The sequence below is a fragment of the Herpetosiphonaceae bacterium genome (assembly GCA_036374795.1).
Taxonomy (GTDB): Bacteria; Chloroflexota; Chloroflexia; order Chloroflexales; family Kallotenuaceae; genus LB3-1.
In genome coordinates this window covers 41,238-62,023 of the sequence record DASUTC010000025.1, presented here as the reverse complement: position 1 = coordinate 62,023, position 20,786 = coordinate 41,238, and the positions used below count along the sequence as shown (strand labels likewise).

The 20,786-nt window shown below is 63.4% G+C and carries 21 protein-coding genes; 14 read left to right on the top strand and 7 right to left on the bottom strand.

Features of this window, described 5'->3' with window-relative positions:
* The 3 genes from VFZ66_01645 to VFZ66_01635 form a co-directional block, all read left to right on the top strand.
* The coding region (locus VFZ66_01645; GenBank protein ID HEX6287859.1) for an ABC transporter substrate-binding protein at positions 1-1,297 on the top strand (1,297 nt) is incomplete at its 5' end.
* Positions 1,298-1,388: 91 nt separating this feature from the next.
* A complete protein-coding gene (locus VFZ66_01640) occupies positions 1,389-2,258 on the top strand; it encodes a branched-chain amino acid ABC transporter permease (GenBank protein ID HEX6287858.1) in 870 nt (289 codons plus the stop codon).
* Entirely contained in the window at positions 2,255-3,190 is a 936-nt protein-coding gene (locus tag VFZ66_01635) for a branched-chain amino acid ABC transporter permease (protein HEX6287857.1), read from the top strand. The genes VFZ66_01640 and VFZ66_01635 overlap by 4 nt, the downstream gene beginning before the upstream one ends.
* 97 nt (positions 3,191-3,287) lie before the next feature.
* On the opposite strand, the gene VFZ66_01630 is transcribed toward VFZ66_01635, so the two are convergent.
* A complete protein-coding gene (locus VFZ66_01630; GenBank protein ID HEX6287856.1) occupies positions 3,288-3,602 on the bottom strand; it encodes a hypothetical protein in 315 nt (104 codons plus the stop codon).
* A gap of 500 nt (positions 3,603-4,102) precedes the next feature.
* On the opposite strand from VFZ66_01630, the gene VFZ66_01625 reads away from it, so the two are divergent.
* From VFZ66_01625 to VFZ66_01605, 5 genes are all read left to right on the top strand, one after another.
* Positions 4,103-4,501: a hypothetical protein gene (locus tag VFZ66_01625; GenBank protein HEX6287855.1), complete on the top strand. Its 399-nt coding sequence runs from the start codon at positions 4,103-4,105 to the stop codon at positions 4,499-4,501.
* 103 nt (positions 4,502-4,604) lie between these two features.
* On the top strand, positions 4,605-5,270 hold the full coding sequence (locus VFZ66_01620) for a TrkA family potassium uptake protein (GenBank protein HEX6287854.1): 666 nt from the start codon (positions 4,605-4,607) through the stop codon (positions 5,268-5,270).
* Entirely contained in the window at positions 5,267-6,613 is a 1,347-nt protein-coding gene (locus VFZ66_01615) for a potassium transporter TrkG (GenBank protein ID HEX6287853.1), read from the top strand. The genes VFZ66_01620 and VFZ66_01615 overlap by 4 nt, the downstream gene beginning before the upstream one ends.
* Positions 6,614-6,621: 8 nt before the next feature.
* Complete coding sequence (locus VFZ66_01610; protein HEX6287852.1) at positions 6,622-7,698, top strand: phosphotransferase; 1,077 nt, start codon at positions 6,622-6,624, stop codon at positions 7,696-7,698.
* 19 nt (positions 7,699-7,717) lie between these two features.
* Positions 7,718-8,680, top strand: a complete 963-nt coding sequence (locus VFZ66_01605) for an FAD-dependent oxidoreductase (protein ID HEX6287851.1) — start codon at positions 7,718-7,720, stop codon at positions 8,678-8,680.
* A 113-nt stretch (positions 8,681-8,793) separates the two neighbouring features.
* Here the strand turns inward: VFZ66_01605 and VFZ66_01600 are convergent, their stop codons facing one another.
* Entirely contained in the window at positions 8,794-9,765 is a 972-nt protein-coding gene (locus VFZ66_01600) for an aldo/keto reductase (GenBank protein ID HEX6287850.1), read from the bottom strand.
* 151 nt (positions 9,766-9,916) lie between these two features.
* A complete protein-coding gene (locus VFZ66_01595; GenBank protein HEX6287849.1) occupies positions 9,917-10,639 on the bottom strand; it encodes a methyltransferase in 723 nt (240 codons plus the stop codon).
* Positions 10,640-10,834: 195 nt separating this feature from the next.
* Here VFZ66_01595 and VFZ66_01590 point away from each other — a divergent pair, with 195 nt between their 5' ends.
* The 5 genes from VFZ66_01590 to arsM all read left to right on the top strand — a co-directional run bounded on the left by VFZ66_01590 (position 10,835) and on the right by arsM (position 14,986).
* Positions 10,835-12,151: a hypothetical protein gene (locus VFZ66_01590; protein ID HEX6287848.1), complete on the top strand. Its 1,317-nt coding sequence runs from the start codon at positions 10,835-10,837 to the stop codon at positions 12,149-12,151.
* A 189-nt stretch (positions 12,152-12,340) separates the two neighbouring features.
* Positions 12,341-12,703, top strand: a complete 363-nt coding sequence (locus tag VFZ66_01585; GenBank protein ID HEX6287847.1) for a hypothetical protein — start codon at positions 12,341-12,343, stop codon at positions 12,701-12,703.
* Positions 12,704-12,732: 29 nt separating this feature from the next.
* The gene (locus VFZ66_01580) at positions 12,733-13,161 is read left to right on the top strand and encodes an arsenate reductase ArsC (GenBank protein HEX6287846.1); all 429 of its coding nucleotides are present in this window, start codon (positions 12,733-12,735) and stop codon (positions 13,159-13,161) included.
* 160 nt (positions 13,162-13,321) lie between these two features.
* On the top strand, positions 13,322-13,708 hold the full coding sequence (locus tag VFZ66_01575) for a metalloregulator ArsR/SmtB family transcription factor (protein HEX6287845.1): 387 nt from the start codon (positions 13,322-13,324) through the stop codon (positions 13,706-13,708).
* Positions 13,709-14,065: 357 nt separating this feature from the next.
* The gene (gene arsM, locus VFZ66_01570) at positions 14,066-14,986 is read left to right on the top strand and encodes an arsenite methyltransferase (protein HEX6287844.1); all 921 of its coding nucleotides are present in this window, start codon (positions 14,066-14,068) and stop codon (positions 14,984-14,986) included.
* A gap of 102 nt (positions 14,987-15,088) precedes the next feature.
* Here the strand turns inward: arsM and VFZ66_01565 are convergent, their stop codons facing one another.
* The 4 genes from VFZ66_01565 to VFZ66_01550 form a co-directional block, all read right to left on the bottom strand.
* On the bottom strand, positions 15,089-15,715 hold the full coding sequence (locus VFZ66_01565) for an SOS response-associated peptidase (GenBank protein ID HEX6287843.1): 627 nt from the start codon (positions 15,713-15,715) through the stop codon (positions 15,089-15,091).
* Positions 15,716-15,931: 216 nt separating this feature from the next.
* Positions 15,932-16,420, bottom strand: coding sequence for a hypothetical protein (locus VFZ66_01560; GenBank protein HEX6287842.1), 489 nt, complete (start codon positions 16,418-16,420; stop codon positions 15,932-15,934).
* Positions 16,421-16,827: 407 nt separating this feature from the next.
* Positions 16,828-19,098 carry a glycosyl hydrolase family 65 protein gene (locus VFZ66_01555; protein ID HEX6287841.1) on the bottom strand — a complete coding sequence of 757 codons (2,271 nt, stop codon included), beginning with the start codon at positions 19,096-19,098 and terminating at the stop codon, positions 16,828-16,830.
* Complete coding sequence (locus tag VFZ66_01550) at positions 19,098-19,883, bottom strand: HAD-IA family hydrolase (protein ID HEX6287840.1); 786 nt, start codon at positions 19,881-19,883, stop codon at positions 19,098-19,100. The genes VFZ66_01555 and VFZ66_01550 overlap by 1 nt, the downstream gene beginning before the upstream one ends.
* A 146-nt stretch (positions 19,884-20,029) precedes the next feature.
* Here VFZ66_01550 and VFZ66_01545 point away from each other — a divergent pair, with 146 nt between their 5' ends.
* Positions 20,030-20,698, top strand: coding sequence for a pentapeptide repeat-containing protein (locus tag VFZ66_01545; protein ID HEX6287839.1), 669 nt, complete (start codon positions 20,030-20,032; stop codon positions 20,696-20,698).
* Positions 20,699-20,786: the final 88 nt, after the last annotated feature.

Genomic DNA, 20,786 nt, shown 5'->3' with positions numbered 1-20,786 from the left:
CGGGCAGCCAGCCCCTCCCACAGGCAGCACCACACAGAGTCCTGCGGCATCAGCGGAGCCGAGCGCCGCCGCATCACCATCAGAGAGCGCGGCAGCCGCGCCGTCGGGGAGCGCCGCTGCCGCTCCGGCGGGACCGGTCACGCTGACCGATAACAAGGTGGTCCTGGCGGTGCTGAACGATCAGTCTGGAGTCTATGCCCAGTTGTCGGGCAATAACTCCGTCGAGGCCGTCAAGATGGCGGTCGAGGACTTCAAGGCCAAGTACGGCGAGAGCGCGCTGGGCGGTCCGATCGAGGTGATCAGCGCCGACCACCAGAATAAGCCCGATCTGGCGAACTCCAAAGCGCAGGAGATGTACGATCGCAGCGCCGCCGACGTGATTCTGGACGTGCCGACCTCCTCTGCCGCGCTGGCGGTGGCGAACGTCGCCAAGGAGAAGAAGCGGCTGCACATCAACATCACCGCCGCGACGACCGCCCTCACCGGCGATCAGTGCAATAAGTACACCTTCCACTACGCCTACGACACCTACATGCTGGCGAACGGCACCGGCGCGGTTGTCACCAAAGATGTCGGCAAGAACTGGTACATCATGTATCCTGACTATGCCTTCGGGCAGGACATGGAGAAGAGCTTCCGCAGCGCGATCGAGGGTAACGGCGGCAAGGTGATCCAGAGCGATGCGACGCCGTTTCCCAACGATGACTTCTCGACGTTTCTGCTGAAAGCGCCCTCGCTCAATCCCAAGCCGGAGGTGCTGGGCACCATGCAGGCCGGTAACGATCTGGTCAACGTGGTCAAGCAGTTCAACGAGTTCGGCTTGCGCAATCAGGGCGTGACGCTGGCCGTGGGCCTGATGTTCATCACCGATATTCATGCACTGGGCGCGGATGCCTTCAACGGCACGATCTATACCGATGCCTGGTACTGGAATATGGACAAAGAGGCGCGTGACTGGGCCGACCGATTCCAGCAGCGGACGCAGAGCCGCCCCTCGTTTGCGCACGCAGGCAACTACTCGGCGGCGATGCAGTACCTTGAGGCGATCCGCCGCGCAGGCTCCGACAGCGCCGACGATGTGGTCAAGCAGTTGGAAGGCTTCTCATTCAACGATTTCTTCGCCCGCAACGCAACCATTCGGGCTGAGGATCACCGCGTGATCCACGACGTGTACCTGGCGCAGGTCAAGCCCGCCGCCGAGGTCACGGAAGACTGGGATTACGTGAAGATCTTGCGGACGATCCCGGCTGCCGAGGCGTTCAAGCCCGTGTCGGAGACGACCTGCAAGATGCAGTAGTCGTTCGGGATGAGCATTGTGTGAGACGTGATGCGCCTCGCAGCGGGCGCATCACGTTTCACGCCATCTATCGCGAGGTAAGCGGCGACGTATGAGCTATTTCTTCCAACAAACCTTCAACGGGCTGGTGACTGGCAGCTTCTACGCGCTGCTCTCGCTGGGTCTGGCGGTGATCTTCGGTATGCTGGGAGTGGTCAACTTCGCGCACGGTGCCTTCTACATGCTGGGCGCGTTCGGCGCGTACTTTCTGCTGCAAGAGGCCGCGATCGGGTTCTGGTGGGCGCTGCTGCTGGCTCCGCTCGGCGTGGGAATCCTGGGCATGATTCTGGAGCGGCTGCTGTTTCGGCGGCTGTACCGGCTGGACCCGCTCTATAATTTTCTGCTGGCCTTTGGTCTGACGCTGATGCTGCAAGACGCGATGCGGCTGCGCTACGGGGTGCAGGGCCAGCCCTACGGCACGCCCGACGCGCTCAAAGGGGCGGTGAACCTTGGCCTCTTCGCCTACCCCACCTATCGCCTGTTCACGATCGTATTTGCCATCGCGATCTGCGTGGTGGTCTGGTATGTGATCACGCGCACGCGGGTTGGTATGATTGTGCGCGCCGCCACCGAAAAGCCCGATCTGACGCGCGCGCTCGGCATCAATGTGGATCGCTGGGTAACACCCGTCTTCGGCTTCGGGATCGCGCTGGCCGCGCTGGCAGGCGTGCTGGCCGCGCCGATGCGCAACGTATCGCCGCTGATGGGCTCCGATCTGATCATCGTCGTCTTTGCGGTCGTGGTGATCGGCGGGCTAGGCTCGATCTTCGGCGCGGTGCTGGCCGGTTTCTTGATCGGCATCATCACCACGCTGGGCGCGGTCTTCTACCCGTCGCTGGCGAATACGCTCGTCTTCATCCTGATGGCGGTGGTCCTGCTCTGGCGGCCAGCCGGACTGTTTGGTAATCCGGAGGGAACATGAGCAATCGGGCGATGCAGCGTAGCCTGCTGGGAGCGGCGCTGATCTTTGTGCTGGCGCTGCCTCAGCTTGTGTATCCGATCCTGGCGCTGGATATTCTGCTCTGGGGCCTTTTCGCGCTGGCGCTGAATCTGCTGCTGGGCTACGGCGGCCTCCTGTCGTTCGGGCACGCCGCGTTCTGGGGCAGCGCGGCCTATGCCGCCGGGATCGCCGCCAAGCAGTGGGGCCTCCCGTTTCCGCTGGCAGCGCTGAGCGGGATGGTCGTGGCGGTGCTGCTGGCGCTGCCGATCGGCTATCTTTCGATCCGCCGCACCGGGATCTATTTCTCGATGGTGACGCTCGCGTTTGCCCAGATGATCTTCTACATCGTCAATCAGTGGCGCGGTGTCACCGGCGGCGAGAATGGGCTGCAAGGTATTCCGCGCACCCTGTGGGGCCTCAACCTCTCTGACCCGACGATCTTCTACTATGCGGTGCTGCCGCTGGTGCTGCTGGGCTTTTGGCTCACCTTCCGCGTGGTGCATTCGCCGTTCGGCCATGTGCTGGTGGCGATTCGGGACAACGAGGCGCGCGCCAGGGCGCTGGGCTACCCCACCGACCGCTACAAGCTGATTGTTTTTCTGATCTCGGCGGGCCTCTCCGGGCTGGCCGGTGGACTCTTTGCGCTGGGACACGGCTTTACCGCGCTTGAGGTCGTTCACTGGACTACATCGGGCACGGTGGTGATGATGACTATTTTGGGCGGCATCGGCACGCTGTGGGGCGGCATCGTGGGAGCGGCGCTGGTGCTGCTGCTGCGCGACTGGCTTTCCAACTGGACGGACGCCTGGGGTGTGATCACGGGGGCGATCTTTGTGCTGGTGGTGCTGAGCTTTCGTCGTGGGATCTGGGGCACGCTGCTGCAACGCACCGCAGGTCGGGAGCAGCGGTCCTGACGCGCCGCTCTCGGCTTTCGACACGTAGACACCACCGTCCTGGTTGCGGGCGGTGGTGTGCTTTGCAGGGCGGTTTCAGGTCGGACGAAGGGCGCGGCTACGGTGTTTCTTCCTCGCCCGTGGGCTCTCTGCCGGTCTTCAGCGCGGCCCAGTTATACTGCTCGTTGACCGAGAAAAAGACCGGCTCCTCGTTCCGCAGAATGTCGAGCGTGACATGCAGCTTTTCGAGGGGCATGAAAGCGTTGATGATGCCGTTGGGCCACACGACGAACCGCTGCGCGCCCGCGTAGTCTTTGATGAATTCGATGTATCCGCGATAGACATTGGTGTCGTCATTTATGTACACTCGTACGGGCTGGCCCGATCCCGCGAACTCCATCACCTCATACGTGCCGACAGTAAACGTAATCATCGTAGTCTCCTTGCTTGAAGTGCTGCCAAGTGCTCGTACTCACATGCTGGTTATACACAACGTCGAACAGATCCACTATACGAGAAAGGGAACATCCGTAAGAAAATCTATCACTCTCCTTCGTTGAGGAGTTGCAACACACGAGAAGCTGCTAATGGGCGGGTTTTTGGGGAAAATTCCGTTGGTGATCTTGTATGCTTTCCTTAATCGCTCAGCGGGTCATCGGTAGCGCTGACCCGTGGCGGCTTGATTGCGCCACTGGCGGTGCCAGACGCCAGGATGATGATCACGCACCTGCTGCCGTAGCGCCTGCTGCGATCATCGCAACACCATCACTTGGCTTCTCCACTGCCAGGCCTCATCTCTTTCAAAGGAAAACACCTGTTCGACAAGCGGCGCACGGTCTGCTACACTTAACCAAGCAAAGAACCAAGAACTAAGGAACCGAGAACTCGAAGCTCGGAACTCAGAACCAAGTGATAGAAACTGGATCGGTGAGTATGCGGGCGATAGAACAGCCAGCGCGGAAACGGGCAAAACAGCCGCCATCGCGGTGGGCTGTGCTCAACCATTGGAGCCAGCAGGCGCTGCATATCCTCGTCGGCGTCGGGCGGCTCTGCACGCCGTCGGCGCGGGGCGTGTACCATCCACAATCATGGAGCCCGGTCGTGCTGGGTGTGGCGCTGCCCGCCGGAACCGATGTCGACGTGCTGGAGCGTCGGCTGTGGTGGCGGGGCCTGGGCCTGATCGAGCGCGATGGGCGGGTGATCGCGGGAGCGGACATTACGGCTGCCGTACAGCAGCGCCGGGTGCGGCAGGCTCGCGCGTTCGTCACGCGCCAACTGCGCGATGCCGGGGTGCGGGGTCAAGTAGCGCGCTGGGAATTACGCCGACGGTAAGATAGGATCTTCCCTGCCCACACTATCCCGGATCGCCGCTTGACAGCAAGCCGGACACGCCCTATCGTATCCTGCGCGACCGAGGTGTGTTGGCGGAGGTGCTATGGCGCGCGAGTTTGCGGTGATCGGGTTGGGGCGCTTTGGGACGGGCGTGGCGCTGGGCCTGGCCGAGGCAGGCTGTACCGTCGTCGGTGTCGACGCCGATCAGGAGATCGTTCAGGAGCTAGCCGATCAGCTGACCGACGTAGTGAGAGCCGATGCCTGCGATGACCAGGCGCTGCGGCTGCTGGGCATCAGCGACTTCGACGGCGTGGTTGTGGCGATCGGCGATCTCGAAAGCAGCCTGCTGGCAACCCTGGCGCTCAAGCATCTCAACGTGCGCCACATCGTCGCCAAGGCGCTCACCCGGCGGCAGGCCGAGATCCTGCTCAAGATCGGCGCGGACGAGGTGGTGCTGCCGGAGCAGGAGGCGGGCGAGCGGCTGGCCGCGCATCTGCTCGCGCCTGGGATCAGCCAGGTGATACGCGATCAGACCGGCGTATCGGCGGGCGAGCGGCTGGTACACGATGCGTGGGTTGGGCAGACGATCGGCCAGCTCGATATTCGCCGCAAGCATGGCACGCTGGTGATCGCGATCCGGCGCGGCACCGATCTGGTCGTCGCGCCGGGTGCCGACGACCGGCTGGAGTTTGGCGATCATCTGATCGTCGTCGGCACCGACGAGCGGCTGCGCGCGTTTGGCGTCCAGCAATCTCCCAGGCGCGCATGAATGCTCGCTCGCTCGCCCGGCATGTGCCGCGCCCTGCGGTACGCCTGATCCTGGGCCTACTGGTCTTGATCGGCAGCGGCACGGCCCTGCTGGCGCTGCCGTGGTCGGGCGCGCGCCGTCCGCTGACGCTGAGCGAGGCGGCCTTCACCGCTGTCTCGGCGCTGACCACCACCGGGCTATCGGTGATCCAGCCGAGCCGCGATCTGACGCTCTTCGGTCAGCTTGTGCTGCTGGTGCTGATGCAGCTCGGCGCGATCGGCTTCGTCGTGCTGGCAGTCACGGTCTTCCGCCTGCTGGGACGGCGCATCACCTTTGCCGAGCGCGTGGCGCTGCGCGACTCGCTGGGCGTGGTCGATCTGTGGGCGATCGTCCAGCTGGCGCGGCGAGTGCTGCTGGGCGTGCTGGCGATCGAGGCGCTGGGCACGCTGCTGCTGTGGTCGAGCTGGGCCGGTCGCTTCGGCGCTGGACGCGCGTTCTTCCTGGCGTTGTTTCACAGTGTCTCGGCATTCTGTAATGCCAGCTTCGATCTGTTTGGCGGCGGCGTGGGCGTGGCGACCAATCCGTTTCCCAACGACTGGTACACGCTGCTGGTGATCGCACTGCTGATCGCGCTGGGCAGTATCGGCATTCCGGTGATCGCCGACGTGCTGAACTGGCGGACGCATCCCAAGTTCACGCTGCATACCAAGCTGACGCTGAGCCTCTGGACGATTCTGACCGTGGCGGGCACCGCGCTGGTCGTGATCAGCGAAAGCCAGGGCGACACCGCCTTCTCGTCCGAGCCGCCGATGCATCGGCTGCTGCTGGCGCTATTTCACGTGATCGCCAGCCGCACATCGGGCTTCAACGTGCAGCCGATCGAGTCGCTGGCTCCCGCGAGCGTGCTGACGCTGCTGGCGCTGATGTTCATCGGCGGCTCTCCGGCTTCCACGGCGGGCGGCATCACCACGGGCACCTTTGGCGTGCTGATGCTGGCGGCGGTGGCCTACGTGCGCGGCGCCGACGAGATTCGCATCGGCAGGCGGGCGATCTCACGCGACTCGATCCACAAGGCGGTCGCGATCCTGTTCGTCTCGACGGCGGTCGTCGGTTCGGGCGCATGGCTGCTGATGGTGACGCAGGGCGCGGCGCTCGAGGCTGCGCTCTTCGAGGCGGTATCGGCGTTTGCTACCTGCGGATTTAGCCTGGGCCTGACCGGCAGCCTCGACGGATTTGGGCGGCTGGTCGTCGCGCTGCTGATGATCTGGGGCCGTCTGGGGCCGCTCACGATCGTCGTGGCGATGGCGCGCACGCAGCGTCCCTCGCCGATCAGCTATCCTGAGGAGCGTATTTTAGTAGGCTAGGCGAAGCGATGGATCTCCCCGCACAGCTCGATCGCGCGCTCCGCTGCTGCGGCTTTCCGCCGCTCCAGTCGCCGTCGTCGTACCGTCAGGTCGGCGCGGGCGCGTGGCACGATGCCTATCTGGTGACACTTGCCGACGGCGAGCAGCTCGTGATTCGCTTGCGCAAACAGGTGATCTACGGGCGGCAGGAAGCCTTCGACGCCCAGGCGCTCCACGAAGAGTACGCGCCGGTCGGGGTGTACTATGCTCAGGCGCATAGGTGCCGTCCCGGCGTCTGCCCGGCGATCTACACGTATCATATCGCGCCCGATCTGATCTGCACGATCGAGTCGTACGCGGGCGCGTCGATCGATCTGTCGTCGCTCACGACCGGCGCTGCCCTGGCCTATGGTCGGCGGGTAGGCGATTTCTTTCGCGCGATGCACGCGATCGATCCGGCCCTCGACGGCTTCGGCCTGCTTGGCTGGCGCGATGGACGAGTGGCAGGTCAGGAGCAGGGCGATCGAGCGGCGATCAGACAGGCCGAGGTTCTTCGTATACAAGAGCAGTTGGAGCGCGTGCTCGCATCCGACCTCCACTTCGACCGCGCCAGAGTGCGGCGCGCGGTCGAGCACGCGCTGGAATGGCGCGGAGGGTTCGACGAGCCGATCGCGCTGGTGAACCGCGATATTACGCCCGAAAACCTGCTGATCAAGGCCGATGGCGCGCTGGGGCTGGTCGATCCCGTGCCGCTGCTGCATCGCCCGACGCGCTACGCGAGCTGGTTTCGGTTCTGCTATACCTTCTTGCTGCCAGCGCTCGGCGACGCGCCCCGCTACGCGCGGCACGAGTTCAAGCGTCATGCGGCGATTATGGCCGCGATTGCCGAGGGCTATACCGCTGGCTACACTCAGGGCGATCCCGCGCTGCGCCACGCGCTCGATATGGAGGAGCGGCTCTGGCTGCTGGGATCGACACACGATAACTATCAATTGCTGAACTCCGCGATCAGCGAAGAGCAGCGGCTGCGTACCGGCGGCAAAGCTGCCATCTCGACGAGTCTACAGCTTGGTCTGCGCAAGCTCGAACAGGCGCGCCTCGACTAAGTCACATCAGGAGCCTATCATGGAAGCACTTGTTATCGGCTGCGGCGTGAGCGGTCTATCCACGGCGATCTGTCTGCAAGAGGCAGGCTGGCGTGTCAAGATCTGGACCGCTGCACTGCCGCCCGATACGACCTCAAGCGTCGCCGCCGCGATCTGGTATCCATACAAGGCCTATCCTGAAGATCGGGTGCTGCAATGGGGTGGCCTGACCTATGCCGTGTTCCAGACGTTTGCGCGCAACTCGGCAACTGGCGTCCAGATGCGCGAGAACATCGAGGTGTCGCGCACGCCGCTGCCCGATCCCTGGTGGCGCGACGTGGTGCCTGATCTGCGGCGGTGCGTGCCTGAGGAGCTGCCGCCCGGCTACGTCGACGGCCTGATGTTTACGACGCCGGTGATTGAAATGCCGGTCTATCTGCGCTATCTCATGGATCGCTTTACGCTGGGCGGTGGAACGATTGATCTGCGGATGGTGCATACGCTCTCCGAGGCCACAGGGATCTATCCCGTTGTATTCAACTGCACCGGCCTCGGCTCGTACTCGCTGGTCCACGACACACAGCTCGTGCCGATTCGCGGCCAGATCGTGCGCGTAGAGAATCCCGGCATCGAGCGCACCTGGCTCGACGAGGACAATCCCGAAGGTATTACCTACATCGTGCCGCGCACGAAGGATTGCATTCTGGGCGGTACGGCGGTGGACGGCGTGTGGGATATGCAGCCAGATCCGGCGGTGGCGGCGGCGATTGTGCGACGGTGCGCGGCGCTTGAGCCGCGTCTCGCCGACGCGCCGATTCTGGAGCATAAGGTTGGCCTGCGCCCTGGTCGCCCGGCGATTCGGCTGGAGCGCGAGGATTTTCCGAACGGCACCTGCTGTATCCATAACTACGGTCACGGCGGCGCAGGCGTCACGCTATCGTGGGGCTGTGCGGCAGAGGCCGTGCAGCTTATCGGATCGTCGCAGCTCTCGCCGGGCCAATGAGCGCCGGTCGATGTAGGGCACGCGCTATAGCGCCTGTCAGCTTGATTGAGCCATCGACGATTCGGAGGGGCACGCCAGCGACGTGCCCTGCCGCCGCGCTGGATGGGCGCGTGCTACTGCGACCACTCCGTCGGGACGCGATCCCAGCGGTGCGCGCGTAGCTGTTCGAGCAGCTCGGCGGGCAATCGCTTGCGGTCGCTGGCGGCGATGTTGGAGCGGACATGGTTGAGCTTGCGCATGCCCGGAATAATCGTGCTGACAGTCGGGTTGCTCAAGATAAAGCGCAGCGCGAACTCCGGCATGGTCATGCCTGCGGGGATCAGCGGCTTGAGCGCATCGGCCCGATCGACGCTGGCCGCGAGGTTTTCGGGCACGAAGTAGCTGTTGCGCCAGTCGCCCTCAGGCCAGCGCGCCTCTTTGGTCAGGGTGCCTGTCAGCGAGCCCTCATCGAAGGGCACGCGCGCGATCACGGCGATTTGCAGTTGATCGCAGAGCGGGAATAGCTCGTCCTCAGGCGCTTGGTCGAAGATGTTGTAGATCACCTGCACCGCGTCGATCATGCCGGTGCGCAGTGTATCGAGGGCGTTCCACGGCTCCCAGCGGTTGATGCTGATGCCGATGCCGCCGATCAGCCCCTCGTGCTTGAGGTCTTCCACCGTGCGCTGCCAGCGATCATCCTGCGACCAGGCATCCTCCCAGACGTGGAACTGCATCAGGTCGATGCGACCGACGCCCAGGTTGGTCAGGCTTTTCTCGGTGTACTCCCGAATATGATCGGGCGGGAATGTTTCGGCCAGCTTGAAGCCGCGCCGCGAGGGCCAGATAAAGTTCTTGGGCGGGATCTTGGTGGCGATGTACAGCCGCTTGTCGGGGTGGCTGCTGACAAGCTCGCCTAGCAGCCGCTCGCTGTGGCCTTCGCCATAGCCCCAGGCTGTATCGAAGAAATTGCAGCCAAGCGCGACGGCCTCATCGAGCGCGGCCATCGACTGATCATCGTCGGAGCCGGTCCAGCCGCCCATGCCCCACATGCCATAGCCGATCTCACTCACCTGCCAGCCGAGTCGCCCGAACGTGCGGTATTGCATCTCCTGCCTCCTATCATAGAACAGAGAACAAAGAACAAAGGGAGAAGCGAGAAAACTCGAAACTCAAAACTTTGAACTTTGAACTTTGAACTTTGAACTCGAAACTCCGAACTTTAAACCACATATGTTTTGTTCTTTGTTCTTCATTGTACTACCGTTGCAGACGATGGACATTCACCACGACATCGGCGTCTTCCGGGTCCGGCCAGGGGCCGACATGCTGTGTCAGCTTGTCGCGCCATCCGCTGGCGAGCGCCGTCTCGACAAAGTGCTGCGCGGGCGGTCGTCCCGGCTCCGCCAGCCAGAGCACGCCGTCGGGCGCTAAAAGCTGCTCGACCAGGCTCAGCAGCGGCTGGACATCGCGCTTCTCGTAGAGCACATCGGCGGCCAGGATGATCGGCAGGCGCGGACGAGCGAGCGCCAGGAGCGGCGGCGAGGGCTGTCGCCAGTTGATGCGGAGTGTCTGAGGCGCAAGGCCGACGTTGCGCAGTGTGTTCAGGCGGCACAGCAGCAGCGTTTCCGGCGAGTAGTCCGTGACGTGGATCTGCGCGCCTGCGGCAAGCGCGGCGGCGGCGGTGACGCCCAGGCCGCTGCCAAGCTCAAGCACGCGCCGCCCCGCGAGCTGCCTCCTGTGCTGCAACAGGAGATCGGCCAGCGCGATGCCGCTGGGCCAGATCGTCGCCCAGTAGGGAAGCTGCTGCTCAGGATCGCGGGCGGCGGCGGTCAGCAGCCGATCGAAGGTCGCGGGCTGAAAGATGCCGTAGGTGATCCCGCTCTGGGGCAGCGGAACGGCCTGCTCGATCAGCCGGAACTTATGGGCCAGCCGAGTCATCAGACGGGCCGAGGCGCGAAACGCGGCGGATGGTGCTGTCAAAAGCGCTGCCTTTCTTGTGTTGTGTCAGGCTGTATGCTCAATGTCCAGCCAGCGCCCTGATTTTAGCGTACAATACTTCTTTTGTGAGTCGGCAAGCGCGCCGCTCGACGGCAAGACAAAGGATGACAAGATGCGATCCACGCACGTTCATAGATCGTACCGGGGTGCTCAACCAAGCGATCGGAGGGATCGCCGATGAGCCGCCGCCGAATCTTTTGGCTCTGGCTGCCGCTGGCCGTGTCGTTTACGCTGATGATGCTCGAAGGTCCGGCGGTGCAGGCGGCGATTGCGCGCCTCGACGACGCGGCGCTCAATCTGGCAGCGTTCGGGCTGGTGCTCTCGATCTCGCTGATCATCGAAAGCCCGGTGATCATGCTGATCTCGACATCAATCGCCCTGGCGCGCGATGCTCAGTCGTACCGCGCGCTGCGGACGTTTTTGATCTGGCTCAATCTGGCGCTCACGGCGCTGACCGCGCTGGTGGCCTGGACGCCGCTCTACGATCTGATCGTCGGCGGCATGCTCGGTATTCCCACCTCGATCGGCACTGCGGCGCGGCCTGCTCTGCGGATCATGCTGCTGTGGACGGCGGCGATCGGCTGGCGGCGCTTTTACCAGGGCATTCTGATCCGCCACGACATGACGACTCGCGTCAGCTACGGCACCGCGATCCGCCTGGTCTGCGCGATCGGCACAGCGGTGGGGCTGGTGATCTGGGGTGGCCTGCCGGGGGCGCAGGTAGGAGCGTGCGCGCTGATGGCGGGCGTGCTCTCCGAGGCGCTGGCGACTCATCTGTTGGCGCTGCCGATCGTGCGGCGCGCGTATGCCAGCCGCGAGATGACCGAGCAGCCGCTTACGCTGGGCGCGATCCTGCGCTTCCATGTGCCGCTCGCGGCGACCTCGCTGCTGACGCTGGTGGTTCAGCCGCTCACGGCGGCGGCCCTGGCCCGTCTGCCACATCCAACCGAGACGCTGGCGACCTGGCCGGTGCTCTTTTCGGCGACGCTGGTGCTGCGTGGCTGGGGCATGGCGCTGCAAGAGACGACGATCGCTCAGGCCGCCGATCAGCGCGCCCACCGACCGCTGCGTGAGTTTACGCTGATCGTGGCGGCGGTCACGTCGCTTGCCGCCGTGGGGCTGGCGTTCACTCCGCTGCTGAGCGTCTATCTGCGCGAGGTGATCACGCTGGATACAGGCTTATGGAGCTACGTGCGGACGGGGCTGCAAGTTCTGATCCTGCTGCCGGGGCTGACGGCGCTGACCAGTTGGCTGCGCGGCCTGCTGGTGGCGGCAGGAACCACGAGCAGCGTGTATCGCGGGATGGGTATTAACCTGGCGGTCAACGGCGCGCTGCTGGCGGCTGGCGTCGCGCTGCAACTGCCGGGAATCGTGGTCGCAGCGGTGGCGGTGCTCGTGGCGATCGGCGTCGAGGGCTTGTATTTGCAGCGCCGCTACGCTGCCGTCGTCGAGCAGCGCACTGCGACGGGGGCCGATCCCGTAACGGTTTCGTGAGCAGACGCGCCGCCGGATCGGTTCAATATCACAGCATGTGCTCGTGTTGGGGCTTGATGCAAGCGGTATAATACAGAGTACCTGCGCCGCGACTGTTAGCCTTTAAGGAGAAGCTTGATGTCATCGCACCCTCCATCTCGTGATCCTGGTCCGACGTCTCGCCTGGCCGAGCAGGAGCCGCCGCGATCGGTGAGCGAACTGCAACGACAGCTTGCCGAAGCACAGACCACGATCCGTCGGTTGACACGCGAGCTGGCGAAAGAACAGGCGCGTCACGCAGAGACATCCGAGGCATACACGAAGACCGTCAGGAATATGGTCGAGATCGCCCGCGAAAACGCGGTCCTGACGCATGAGCTGGAGCGGCTCAAACGCTCCGCGCGCGTGGCGCCGAGCATCAACCTCAGCTTTCTGGATCTCGACATTACATCGCACGAGGCTAAGGCGATTCGCAAGGCAATGGCTCGCCTGCATCATCCCGATGTCGGCGGCGACGAGCAGCGCATGAAGATCTGGAACGCGCTGCTGGATCGGCTGGACGACAGCGCTTGAGCCGCACGCATAGCCTAAAGAGGGTGATCATGCCGCGAGTTCTCTTCCTGTGTACGCATAATTCGGCCCGCTCCCAGATGGCGGAGGGGCTGCTCCGCGCGATCGGCGGGCCTGGTTTCGAGGTCTTCAGCGCCGGAACCGAGGCGACACATGTGCGGCCTCTGGCGATCAAAGCGATGGCCGAGCTGGGGCTGGACATCAGCGGGCAGCGCTCGGAGGTGCTCACCGGGTATCTTCGGCAGCCTTTCGATTACGTGATCACGGTCTGCGATCAGGCCAATGAGTCCTGTCCGATCTTTCCCGGCGCCGCCCACCGGCTCCACTGGAGCTTTCCCGATCCGTCGCGCGCTACGGGGACGGAGGCGCAGCAGCTTGCGGCGTATCGTGAGGTGCGCGATGCAATTGCCGCGCGCATTCGGGAGTGGCTTGCTACCTTGCCGCAGACTCAAAACGGTTAGCCATAACTGTGGCGATCGAAGATCAGCGCCGTCTGCATACGCGGGCGGCGCATTCAGCTTAAGGCGTATTGACAAACATCGATATAAGGTGTATGCTTATCACGTAGCGTATTGACAGACATCGATATAAGGTGTATCCTCTCCACGAAGGAGAGAAATCATGGCAACGGCTGAAACAATCATCTTAGAGCCAAAGCGACAGACGGGGCAGGGCTGCTGCACGGTTGTAACATCTCGGCTGGACGACGCGGCGGCGAAAACGGCGGCGGATCTCTTCAAAGCCCTGGCCGACCCGACGCGCCTACAGATCCTCGATATTCTCGTGCAGCATACCGGGAAGGTCTGTGTCTGCGATTTCGAGGGCGTGGTTGGGCTACCAGACCCGCAGACGGGGCAGCGGCCCAAGCAGCCGACGATCTCGCATCATCTGCGGGTGCTGCGCGATGCCGGGCTGGTGGACTGTGAGAAGCAGGGCTTGTGGGTCTACTACTTCGTTCAACGCGAGCGCCTGGCCGAGATTCACGCGCTGCTGGACACGTTGCGCTAAACTGTGCGCGATAACGTGTCCTTTTTTTGGTGCATATATTGATAAATTTCGATATAGCCGGGAGGCAATCATGAGTCCGCTGCAACTGGAACTGATGGTGCTGAGCGAAAGGCACGAAACCGCCCTGCACGACACGGCACGGAGGTGCCAGCGTACGTCGGCGCGGCAGCAGGCGCGTGGTATCACGTGAGCCTGTTCGCCTGGATCGGCACATGGCTGCAATCGCGGCGGCAAGCAAAAGCTCCGGCCTATGTCCACTGCGCCTGCTGAGTAGTTACCACTCGTCGGCCCGTTTACTTCTCACCGTTTGTCGTTCCGTCTCATCTGCTAGTGAAGCCATTCACCAAGGAGGAAGCTATGTCCACCGAAAATCAGACGATCACCGAAGCCGTCCGCGCCCGCTATGGCTCGATCGCCGCCGAAGTGCTCCAGGGCAGCGAGAGCACGAGTAGCTGCTGCGGCACAAGCTGCTGCGGCGATAGCGCAGTGTCCCAGAGCAGCGAGAGCACGAGTAGCTGCTGCGGCGCAAGCTGCTGCGGCGGCAGCGCCGACAATACGATCTCGCAGGGCCTCTACGCTACCGCCGAGCTTGAGGGTCTGCCGCTCAAGGCGGCGCTGGCCTCGCTGGGCTGCGGCAACCCGACCGCGCTGGCTGAGCTGCATGCGGGCGAGGTAGTGCTGGATCTGGGCAGCGGCGGCGGGATCGACGTGCTGCTCTCGGCGCGACGTGTGGGCTCTACGGGCTTTGCCTATGGCCTGGACATGACCGACGAGATGTTGGAGCTTGCCCGGCGCAATGCGGCGGAGTCCGGCGTGCAAAATGTCGAGTTTCTCAAGGGCGACATCGCGGCAATCCCGCTGCCCGACAACAGCGTCGACGTGATCATCTCGAACTGCGTGATCAACCTGGCTGCCGACAAAGCGCCGGTTCTGCGCGAGGCGTTTCGGGTGCTCAAGCCCGGCGGTCGCTTCGCCGTCTCCGACATTGTGATCCACGGCGGGCTGCCAGCCGATCTGGTCGACACTGGGGAGCTCCGGCGCGATCTCTCGTCATGGGCGGGCTGCATCGCGGGCGCGCTGACCGACGCCGAGTATCGCGCGGGGCTGGCGGCGGCTGGCTTCGAGCAGGTCGAGCTGGAGGTTACGCGGCGCTACAGCACCAGCGATCTGCCGCAGCCGCTGCCGCAGTGGGTGGCACGTCTGGGTAATGAGCGGGCCGAGCAGATCGTCAGCCGCTTTGCGAGCACCTTCGTTCGCGCGACGAAGCCCGGCGCGTAGATGAGCCAGCGCTTAGAGGAAGAACGACGAGCGCAGCACATCGCGGATCATTAATGCGACACTGCCCCTGGACACGCCACGCCGATCAGGGGCGGTGTCTGTTTAGAGCGTGCCCTCGTAGCGCTGCACGGCCATCAGCGAGGCGTCATACGGCACCAGCAGCGCTTGCAGGCGGTCCGGATCAGCAGCGTTGGGATCTAACCACACGGCCTCGGCGTCGGGCGACAGCATCACCGGCATGCGGTTATGAACCTTTTCAACAAGCTCGTTCGGCGTGGTCGTGATAATAGTGTAGGTGTACAGCGGCTCCCCGCTCGGCGTCTTCCATACGTCATACAGCCCGGCAAACGCAAACAGCTCGTTCTCTTCGAGCGAAAAGCTATACGGCACCTTGCGCCCGTTTTCGGTCAGCCACTCGTAGAAGGCACGCGCAGGAACAAGGCAGCGCTTGTGCTTGAAGGCATGGCGGAACGCCGGTTTTTCGGCGATCGTCTCGGCCCGTGCGTTGAAGGTTTTATAGCCAATCTTGGGATCTTTGGCCCACGCGGGAATCAGCCCCCACTGCATCGCGTGTAGCTCGCGCTGGCCCTTGTGCTCGATGACGACCGGCGCGGTATGGGTTGGCTTGATATTGGCGCTCGGCGCAAACGATTCAAGCGTTGGCTGGGCATCGAAGCGCTCGACGAGCTGCTCTACGTTTGTGCCTTCATTTGAATATCGACCACACATCGCTGTACCTCTATCAATAATCTTATTGTTGTAGTCGAGTATAGCACAGCGCTGTGACACGTACTGTCACGTGAGGCGCTCAGGCTGCTCTTGATCATCAAATATGCTTGTCAGTGAGTGCGATCTTAAGCCAATCACGCGATGAGGGACACCAGCAGTGTCCCCCATGATTGCACGAGATGGTTTCCGTGCTACTTCGGCATCAGCTACCGCACGTTATGCTGATTCTGGACGATTTCGCCTGGCCGACTCGGCCAGATCCTCCAGCTCTCGTTCAAGCACCCGCTCGATCGGAAGACGGGGAGCATTGCGCAGCATCTCCTCTACCGTATTTTCAAGCTCTCGGACTCGCTCAGGATCGATGCCTGCCTGACCTTTGGTAGCCAGCACGCGCAGGCCTACCAGGAACCAGTCCCAGCAGAGCCGAACCGTGGGGTTGTACACTTTGACACACGCGGTTTCGTCACAGCCAACCTGAACAATGCCGACGTGAGTAGTGTAGTTGAGGTGGATCACCGGCCCCGGCGCACCGACATACCCGGCGACAACCCAATAGCATCCGGGCGGAACCTCGACCTCCAGATGACCGCATCGGAAGGGTAGATCCTTATATCTACCATTCGGCACTTCTTTCCACTCACCTTCGGGCGTTCGGAAGCGACCGCAGCGCCATTCCAAGATGCCGTTGCAATCGAAGATCGTCATCCTTCCATCCCCTGACCATGTTCCGCAGGGGTCAGCAACGTCACTGACCCAGATGTTCAGCGTTCCTAATCCCATGGTCGAGCCCTCCTTATCACGTGATTGGCTACGTGAGGCTCCGGCGCATTGTCGTCTAGCGATGGCCTATCGAGACTCACCAGCCAAGCGGCGACATACCATGGCAGCGGATGAGCAATTGGGTGCGATGAACGTCGTGCGAATCGGTGTTATTGGGAGATTGTAAGGATACGAAGTAGGAAGCGGTTGTTAATCCGAGTATATACCTGTGGATGCTGGTTTGCAATCGGTGTCTGGGGCGTATATTTGGATAGAATCACTCGCTGATGCTCCGAACTCACGACCTGGATGCGGTACGAGGGGCACACGCGGTGCCCCTCATTGCTGACCTGTTAGAACCCTAGCGACGGCGGCATGACCTCGGCGGTGGCGCCGCTGGCGCTGACGTGAAGCGTCGAGCCACGCCACTGGATCGGGAAGCGCAGCGTGCTCCACTCCTGCGGCACATGCGGCTCGAAACGCAGGCGATCTGCCTCGACGAACATGCCGCCAAAGCCAAAGACTAGCGCCTGCCACATGCCGCCCAGCGCCGCGCTATGCACGCCGCCCGCCGCCGTCACGCCCTTTGTAAAATCAAGATCGATGCTGGCGGCCTGGGCAAAGTAGCGTCTGGCAAGCTCTAGCTCGCCGAGTCGGGCCGCGGCCAGCGCGTGGAAGCTGGGGCTGAGCGAGCTATCGTGCGAGGTGCGCGGCTCGTAGAAGCGGAAGTTGGCCTCGTGAATCTCGCGCGGATACCGATCGCCGAGCAGGAAGAGCAGCATGACCACATCGGCCTGCTTGATGATCTGCGTCCGCGTGAGCCGGTTCCAGCCCAGCAGCACATCCATCGTCTTGTTGCGCGGCTCGAAGCTCTGGAGATCGACCTGCTCCAGATCGTAGTAGCCGCGATGCTGCTCGAACAGCCCGGTCTGAGGATCGAAGTTGTCGACCAGGCCATCGGCCACCTCGTGCCAGGTCGCTAGCTCGCCGTCGTCGAAGCCGATGCTGGCGGCGAGATCCTGCCAGCGCGCGGCGTGCTGCGCTTTGAGCCAATCGACCACCTCCAGGCCACGCCGGAGCACCCACTGCGCCATCCGGTTGGTGTAGGCGCTGTCGTCGGCGTGCTCGTGAAACTCGTCCGGCCCGATGACCTTGCGAATATGATAGCGATCGTCCTCGCCGCGCTCGGCCCGCGACGCCCAGAAGCGCGCCATCTCCAGCAGCATCTCAGCGCCCGCGCTCAGCAAAAACTGCTCATCCTGCGTGGCGTGCCAGTACTGCCAGACCGCGTAGGCTATATCCGCCGAGATATGATGCTCTTGCAGCCCGGTCAGAATTTCGAGCCGCTCGCCCGCCGCGTTATAGACGAATGGCGGCGTCACATCCACGCCGCTATCGGTCGATTCCCAGGCGTAGAGCGCGCCGCGATAGCCGTGGGCGCGGGCTTTGTCGCGGGCGGCGGGCAGCGTATGGTAGCGGTACATCAGCAGCGCGCGCGCCGTCGGCGGGTGGGTATAGACGAAGAACGGAAACACGAAAATCTCAGTGTCCCAGAAAACATGCCCTTTGTAGCGCTCGCCGGTCAGCGAGCGAGCGCCCGGCGAGGCATACTCGTCGTCGGGGTTGGCGCTGCCGATCAGGTGATACAGCGCGAAGCGCGTCTGCCGCTGCATCTGCTCGTCGCCGCCGATCTCGACATCCGCCGTCGACCAGCGCTCGGCCCAGGCGCTTGCGCTGCGCTCAAGCAGCGCCGGAATGCCCAGTGCCACGGCCTCGTTGAGCCGCTCGACCGCTCGATCCGCCGGGTTGGGATCGTCGCGCGAGGTAAAGACCGTCACGATCTTGTGCATTGTGAGCGGCTGGCCCTGGCGCGCTTCGACCTGCCAGCGCTTGATCAATGCCTGACCGGTATCCTGGTCTGCGCTTGAGGCAGCGCCGTGTAGCTCGGCGGCGGTAGCAAAGCACAGCCGGGTCTGCTTCTCGGAGGTCGCGGTGCTGAGCAGCATGCCGCCGTCGAAGGCGCTGCTCTGGTAGCTGACGAGATGCTGCACGCTGCCCTCGTTCGTCACCGCGCCATCCACGATCGCCTCCAGCGTGATCGTGCCCGACCAGTCTTCGGGCGTGATCTCCAACACCTGACAGAGCACGTGCCGCTCGTGCAGCGAGGCAAAGCGCAGCGAGCGCAGCCGTGTGGTCCGTCCATCCTGCCCGATACGCCACTCGCGCAGCAGCACGCCCCGGCGAAAGTCCAGGGTGCGGCGCTGCTCCAACAGCTCGCCGCTCTCGATCGCAAGCGGTTTGTCGCCTGCCATGATCCGCAGCCTCGACCAGTTCGGCGCGACGACGAGCTCCGGCGTCGGCGCGGCGATCACGGCGTAGTCGGGCGTGGCCGCAGCCTGGGCCGCCTGCTTGGTCGATGCGTCGAAGACGCCGTTGATAAAGGTGGCCGGTGTGGACGCCGTGCTGCCCTCCTCGACGGCGGCGCGCGTGCCCTGGTAGCCGTTCACCAGCGCCAGCACCGCCTCGATCCCCGGCTCCTGCTGCGGATTCCAGCCCTCGATCGTCATCCGCCAGCGCGGATCGTCTGTGAGCGCCCAGAGATCGCGCTCCGTATGCGTTGCCATCAGCGTACTCTCCTTCGCTCCAGCCGCCCGGCGAGCAGCGCGTCGAGCGCCACATCGTCGAGCGTCGTCACCACGAGATCCGCGCCCGCCTCCGCCAGCAATGCCTCGTCGTTCAGCCGCGCCACGCCGAGCGCGGTCATGCTGCCTGCCTTCGCCGCCTGCACGCCGGAGCTGGCATCCTCCACGACAAAACACGCCTGAGGCTCAATGCCCAGCTCTGCGGCGGCGGTCAGAAAGATCATCGGGTGCGGCTTGCCCTGCGGAAAATCGCGTCCGGCAACGTTGGCGTCGAAGAAGTCAAGCAGCGTCAGGCCGGGCCTTAAGAAATCGTACCGCAGGCCGTGTGCGTCGGCGAAGGTGTCGAGGCGGATCTGCTTCAAAAACAGCTCGGCGTTTTTCGACGACGACGCCGCCGCGACCTTGATCCCGGCGGCTTTGACCGCCAGAATGAAGCGCAGTGCGTCGGGAAAGGCCAGGAACTCGCCCGCCTCGATCAGCTCGACGACATGCCGCTGCTTGCGCTCGGCATACTCGACGGCCCGCCGCTCGGCATCGGGAATGCCGAAGTAGTCGAGCGCGGCGCGCGCGCCGCTCATGCGCGGCTTTCCGGCCACGAACTCCTGGTACACCGCCGTGGTGTAGCCCTCCGGCGTGTAGCTGGTCTGAGACAGAATATCGCGCCACTCGTCCATCATCAGGTGTTGTAGTGTATCGCGCCAGGCTCGCTCGTGGGGCGAGTCCACCAGCACGCCATCGACATCGAAAATTGCTCCACGGTAGCTCATAGGACTTGCTTTATCCTCCTGTTTCCTTCGTGCCCACATCTATGCCAGGCTGCATCATATTTTAGACCACGAGGCATGCGTTTGATGCACCTGGTATAGTGATCGAGCTGTCGTTTTCAACGTGTATCAGAGCGGGACAAGCCACTATGCAGAGCAAGCGCCGCCGGGTCTATCCCGGCATTCAATCGCCGCAGCTTCCAGCCAGGCTGCCATCGGAGACGCTTTCCGTCGAGCGCCTGGCCGATCAGGCCACATTCGCGCAGCGCACCCTGACAGGCGGCGATCTCAGCGACCAATCCGCCGCCGATGCGCTCTTCGAGCAGGTCCACTTGAAGCGCGTGAGCCTCGCCCGCACGCACCTGACGACGCTCCAGATGCTCGATGCGCGCTGCGAGGTCTGCGATCTCGCAGGGGCAGAGTGGGAGAAGGCGCATCTCAGCCGGATCGAGTGGCTTGGCTGCCGCCTGACGGGCCTGAAGCTGATGGAGTCGGAGATCGCCGACGCGGTGATCGTCGACTGTAACGCCGAGTTTATGCTCTGCTGGTCGTCGGTGTTCAAAGCCGTGCGCTTCGAGAGGTGTAATCTCCACGCGACGTCATTTCATGGGGCCGATCTGTCGGGCGTGGTCTTCAAGGACTGTGATCTGAGCCAGGCCGATCTCCAGGGCGCGAAGCTGGTCGGCGCGGATCTGCGCGGCTCGACGGTCGACGGCCTGAAGGTTGGCGTCAAGGAGATGCAGGGCGCGATCATCGATCCGACACAGGCGGCGCTGGTGGCTAGTCTGCTCGGCATCACCGTGAGGTGGGAGGAGTGACGGAGCACAACGAACAAAGAACAAACGTCTAACTTCGTTGTTTCCTTGCTCCCTTGTTTCCTTGTTCTCTTGCTCTCGACCCCGCGCA

What these genes read in the sequence shown, in the direction of transcription:
- VFZ66_01620 (HEX6287854.1), top strand. Translation starts at nt 4,605, where the DNA reads ATGGCGCGCGAGTTTGCGGTGATCGGGTTGGGGCGCTTTGGGACGGGC.
- VFZ66_01635 (HEX6287857.1), top strand. Translation starts at nt 2,255, where the DNA reads ATGAGCAATCGGGCGATGCAGCGTAGCCTGCTGGGAGCGGCGCTGATC.
- VFZ66_01545 (HEX6287839.1), top strand. Translation starts at nt 20,030, where the DNA reads ATGCAGAGCAAGCGCCGCCGGGTCTATCCCGGCATTCAATCGCCGCAG.
- VFZ66_01600 (HEX6287850.1), bottom strand. Translation starts at nt 9,765, where the DNA reads ATGCAATACCGCACGTTCGGGCGACTCGGCTGGCAGGTGAGTGAGATC.
- VFZ66_01565 (HEX6287843.1), bottom strand. Translation starts at nt 15,715, where the DNA reads ATGTGTGGTCGATATTCAAATGAAGGCACAAACGTAGAGCAGCTCGTC.
- VFZ66_01625 (HEX6287855.1), top strand. Translation starts at nt 4,103, where the DNA reads ATGCGGGCGATAGAACAGCCAGCGCGGAAACGGGCAAAACAGCCGCCA.
- VFZ66_01615 (HEX6287853.1), top strand. Translation starts at nt 5,267, where the DNA reads ATGAATGCTCGCTCGCTCGCCCGGCATGTGCCGCGCCCTGCGGTACGC.
- VFZ66_01610 (HEX6287852.1), top strand. Translation starts at nt 6,622, where the DNA reads ATGGATCTCCCCGCACAGCTCGATCGCGCGCTCCGCTGCTGCGGCTTT.
- VFZ66_01560 (HEX6287842.1), bottom strand. Translation starts at nt 16,420, where the DNA reads ATGACGATCTTCGATTGCAACGGCATCTTGGAATGGCGCTGCGGTCGC.
- VFZ66_01580 (HEX6287846.1), top strand. Translation starts at nt 12,733, where the DNA reads ATGCCGCGAGTTCTCTTCCTGTGTACGCATAATTCGGCCCGCTCCCAG.
- VFZ66_01555 (HEX6287841.1), bottom strand. Translation starts at nt 19,098, where the DNA reads ATGGCAACGCATACGGAGCGCGATCTCTGGGCGCTCACAGACGATCCG.
- VFZ66_01590 (HEX6287848.1), top strand. Translation starts at nt 10,835, where the DNA reads ATGAGCCGCCGCCGAATCTTTTGGCTCTGGCTGCCGCTGGCCGTGTCG.
- arsM (HEX6287844.1), top strand. Translation starts at nt 14,066, where the DNA reads ATGTCCACCGAAAATCAGACGATCACCGAAGCCGTCCGCGCCCGCTAT.
- VFZ66_01550 (HEX6287840.1), bottom strand. Translation starts at nt 19,883, where the DNA reads ATGAGCTACCGTGGAGCAATTTTCGATGTCGATGGCGTGCTGGTGGAC.
- VFZ66_01605 (HEX6287851.1), top strand. Translation starts at nt 7,718, where the DNA reads ATGGAAGCACTTGTTATCGGCTGCGGCGTGAGCGGTCTATCCACGGCG.
- VFZ66_01640 (HEX6287858.1), top strand. Translation starts at nt 1,389, where the DNA reads ATGAGCTATTTCTTCCAACAAACCTTCAACGGGCTGGTGACTGGCAGC.
- VFZ66_01630 (HEX6287856.1), bottom strand. Translation starts at nt 3,602, where the DNA reads ATGATTACGTTTACTGTCGGCACGTATGAGGTGATGGAGTTCGCGGGA.
- VFZ66_01575 (HEX6287845.1), top strand. Translation starts at nt 13,322, where the DNA reads ATGGCAACGGCTGAAACAATCATCTTAGAGCCAAAGCGACAGACGGGG.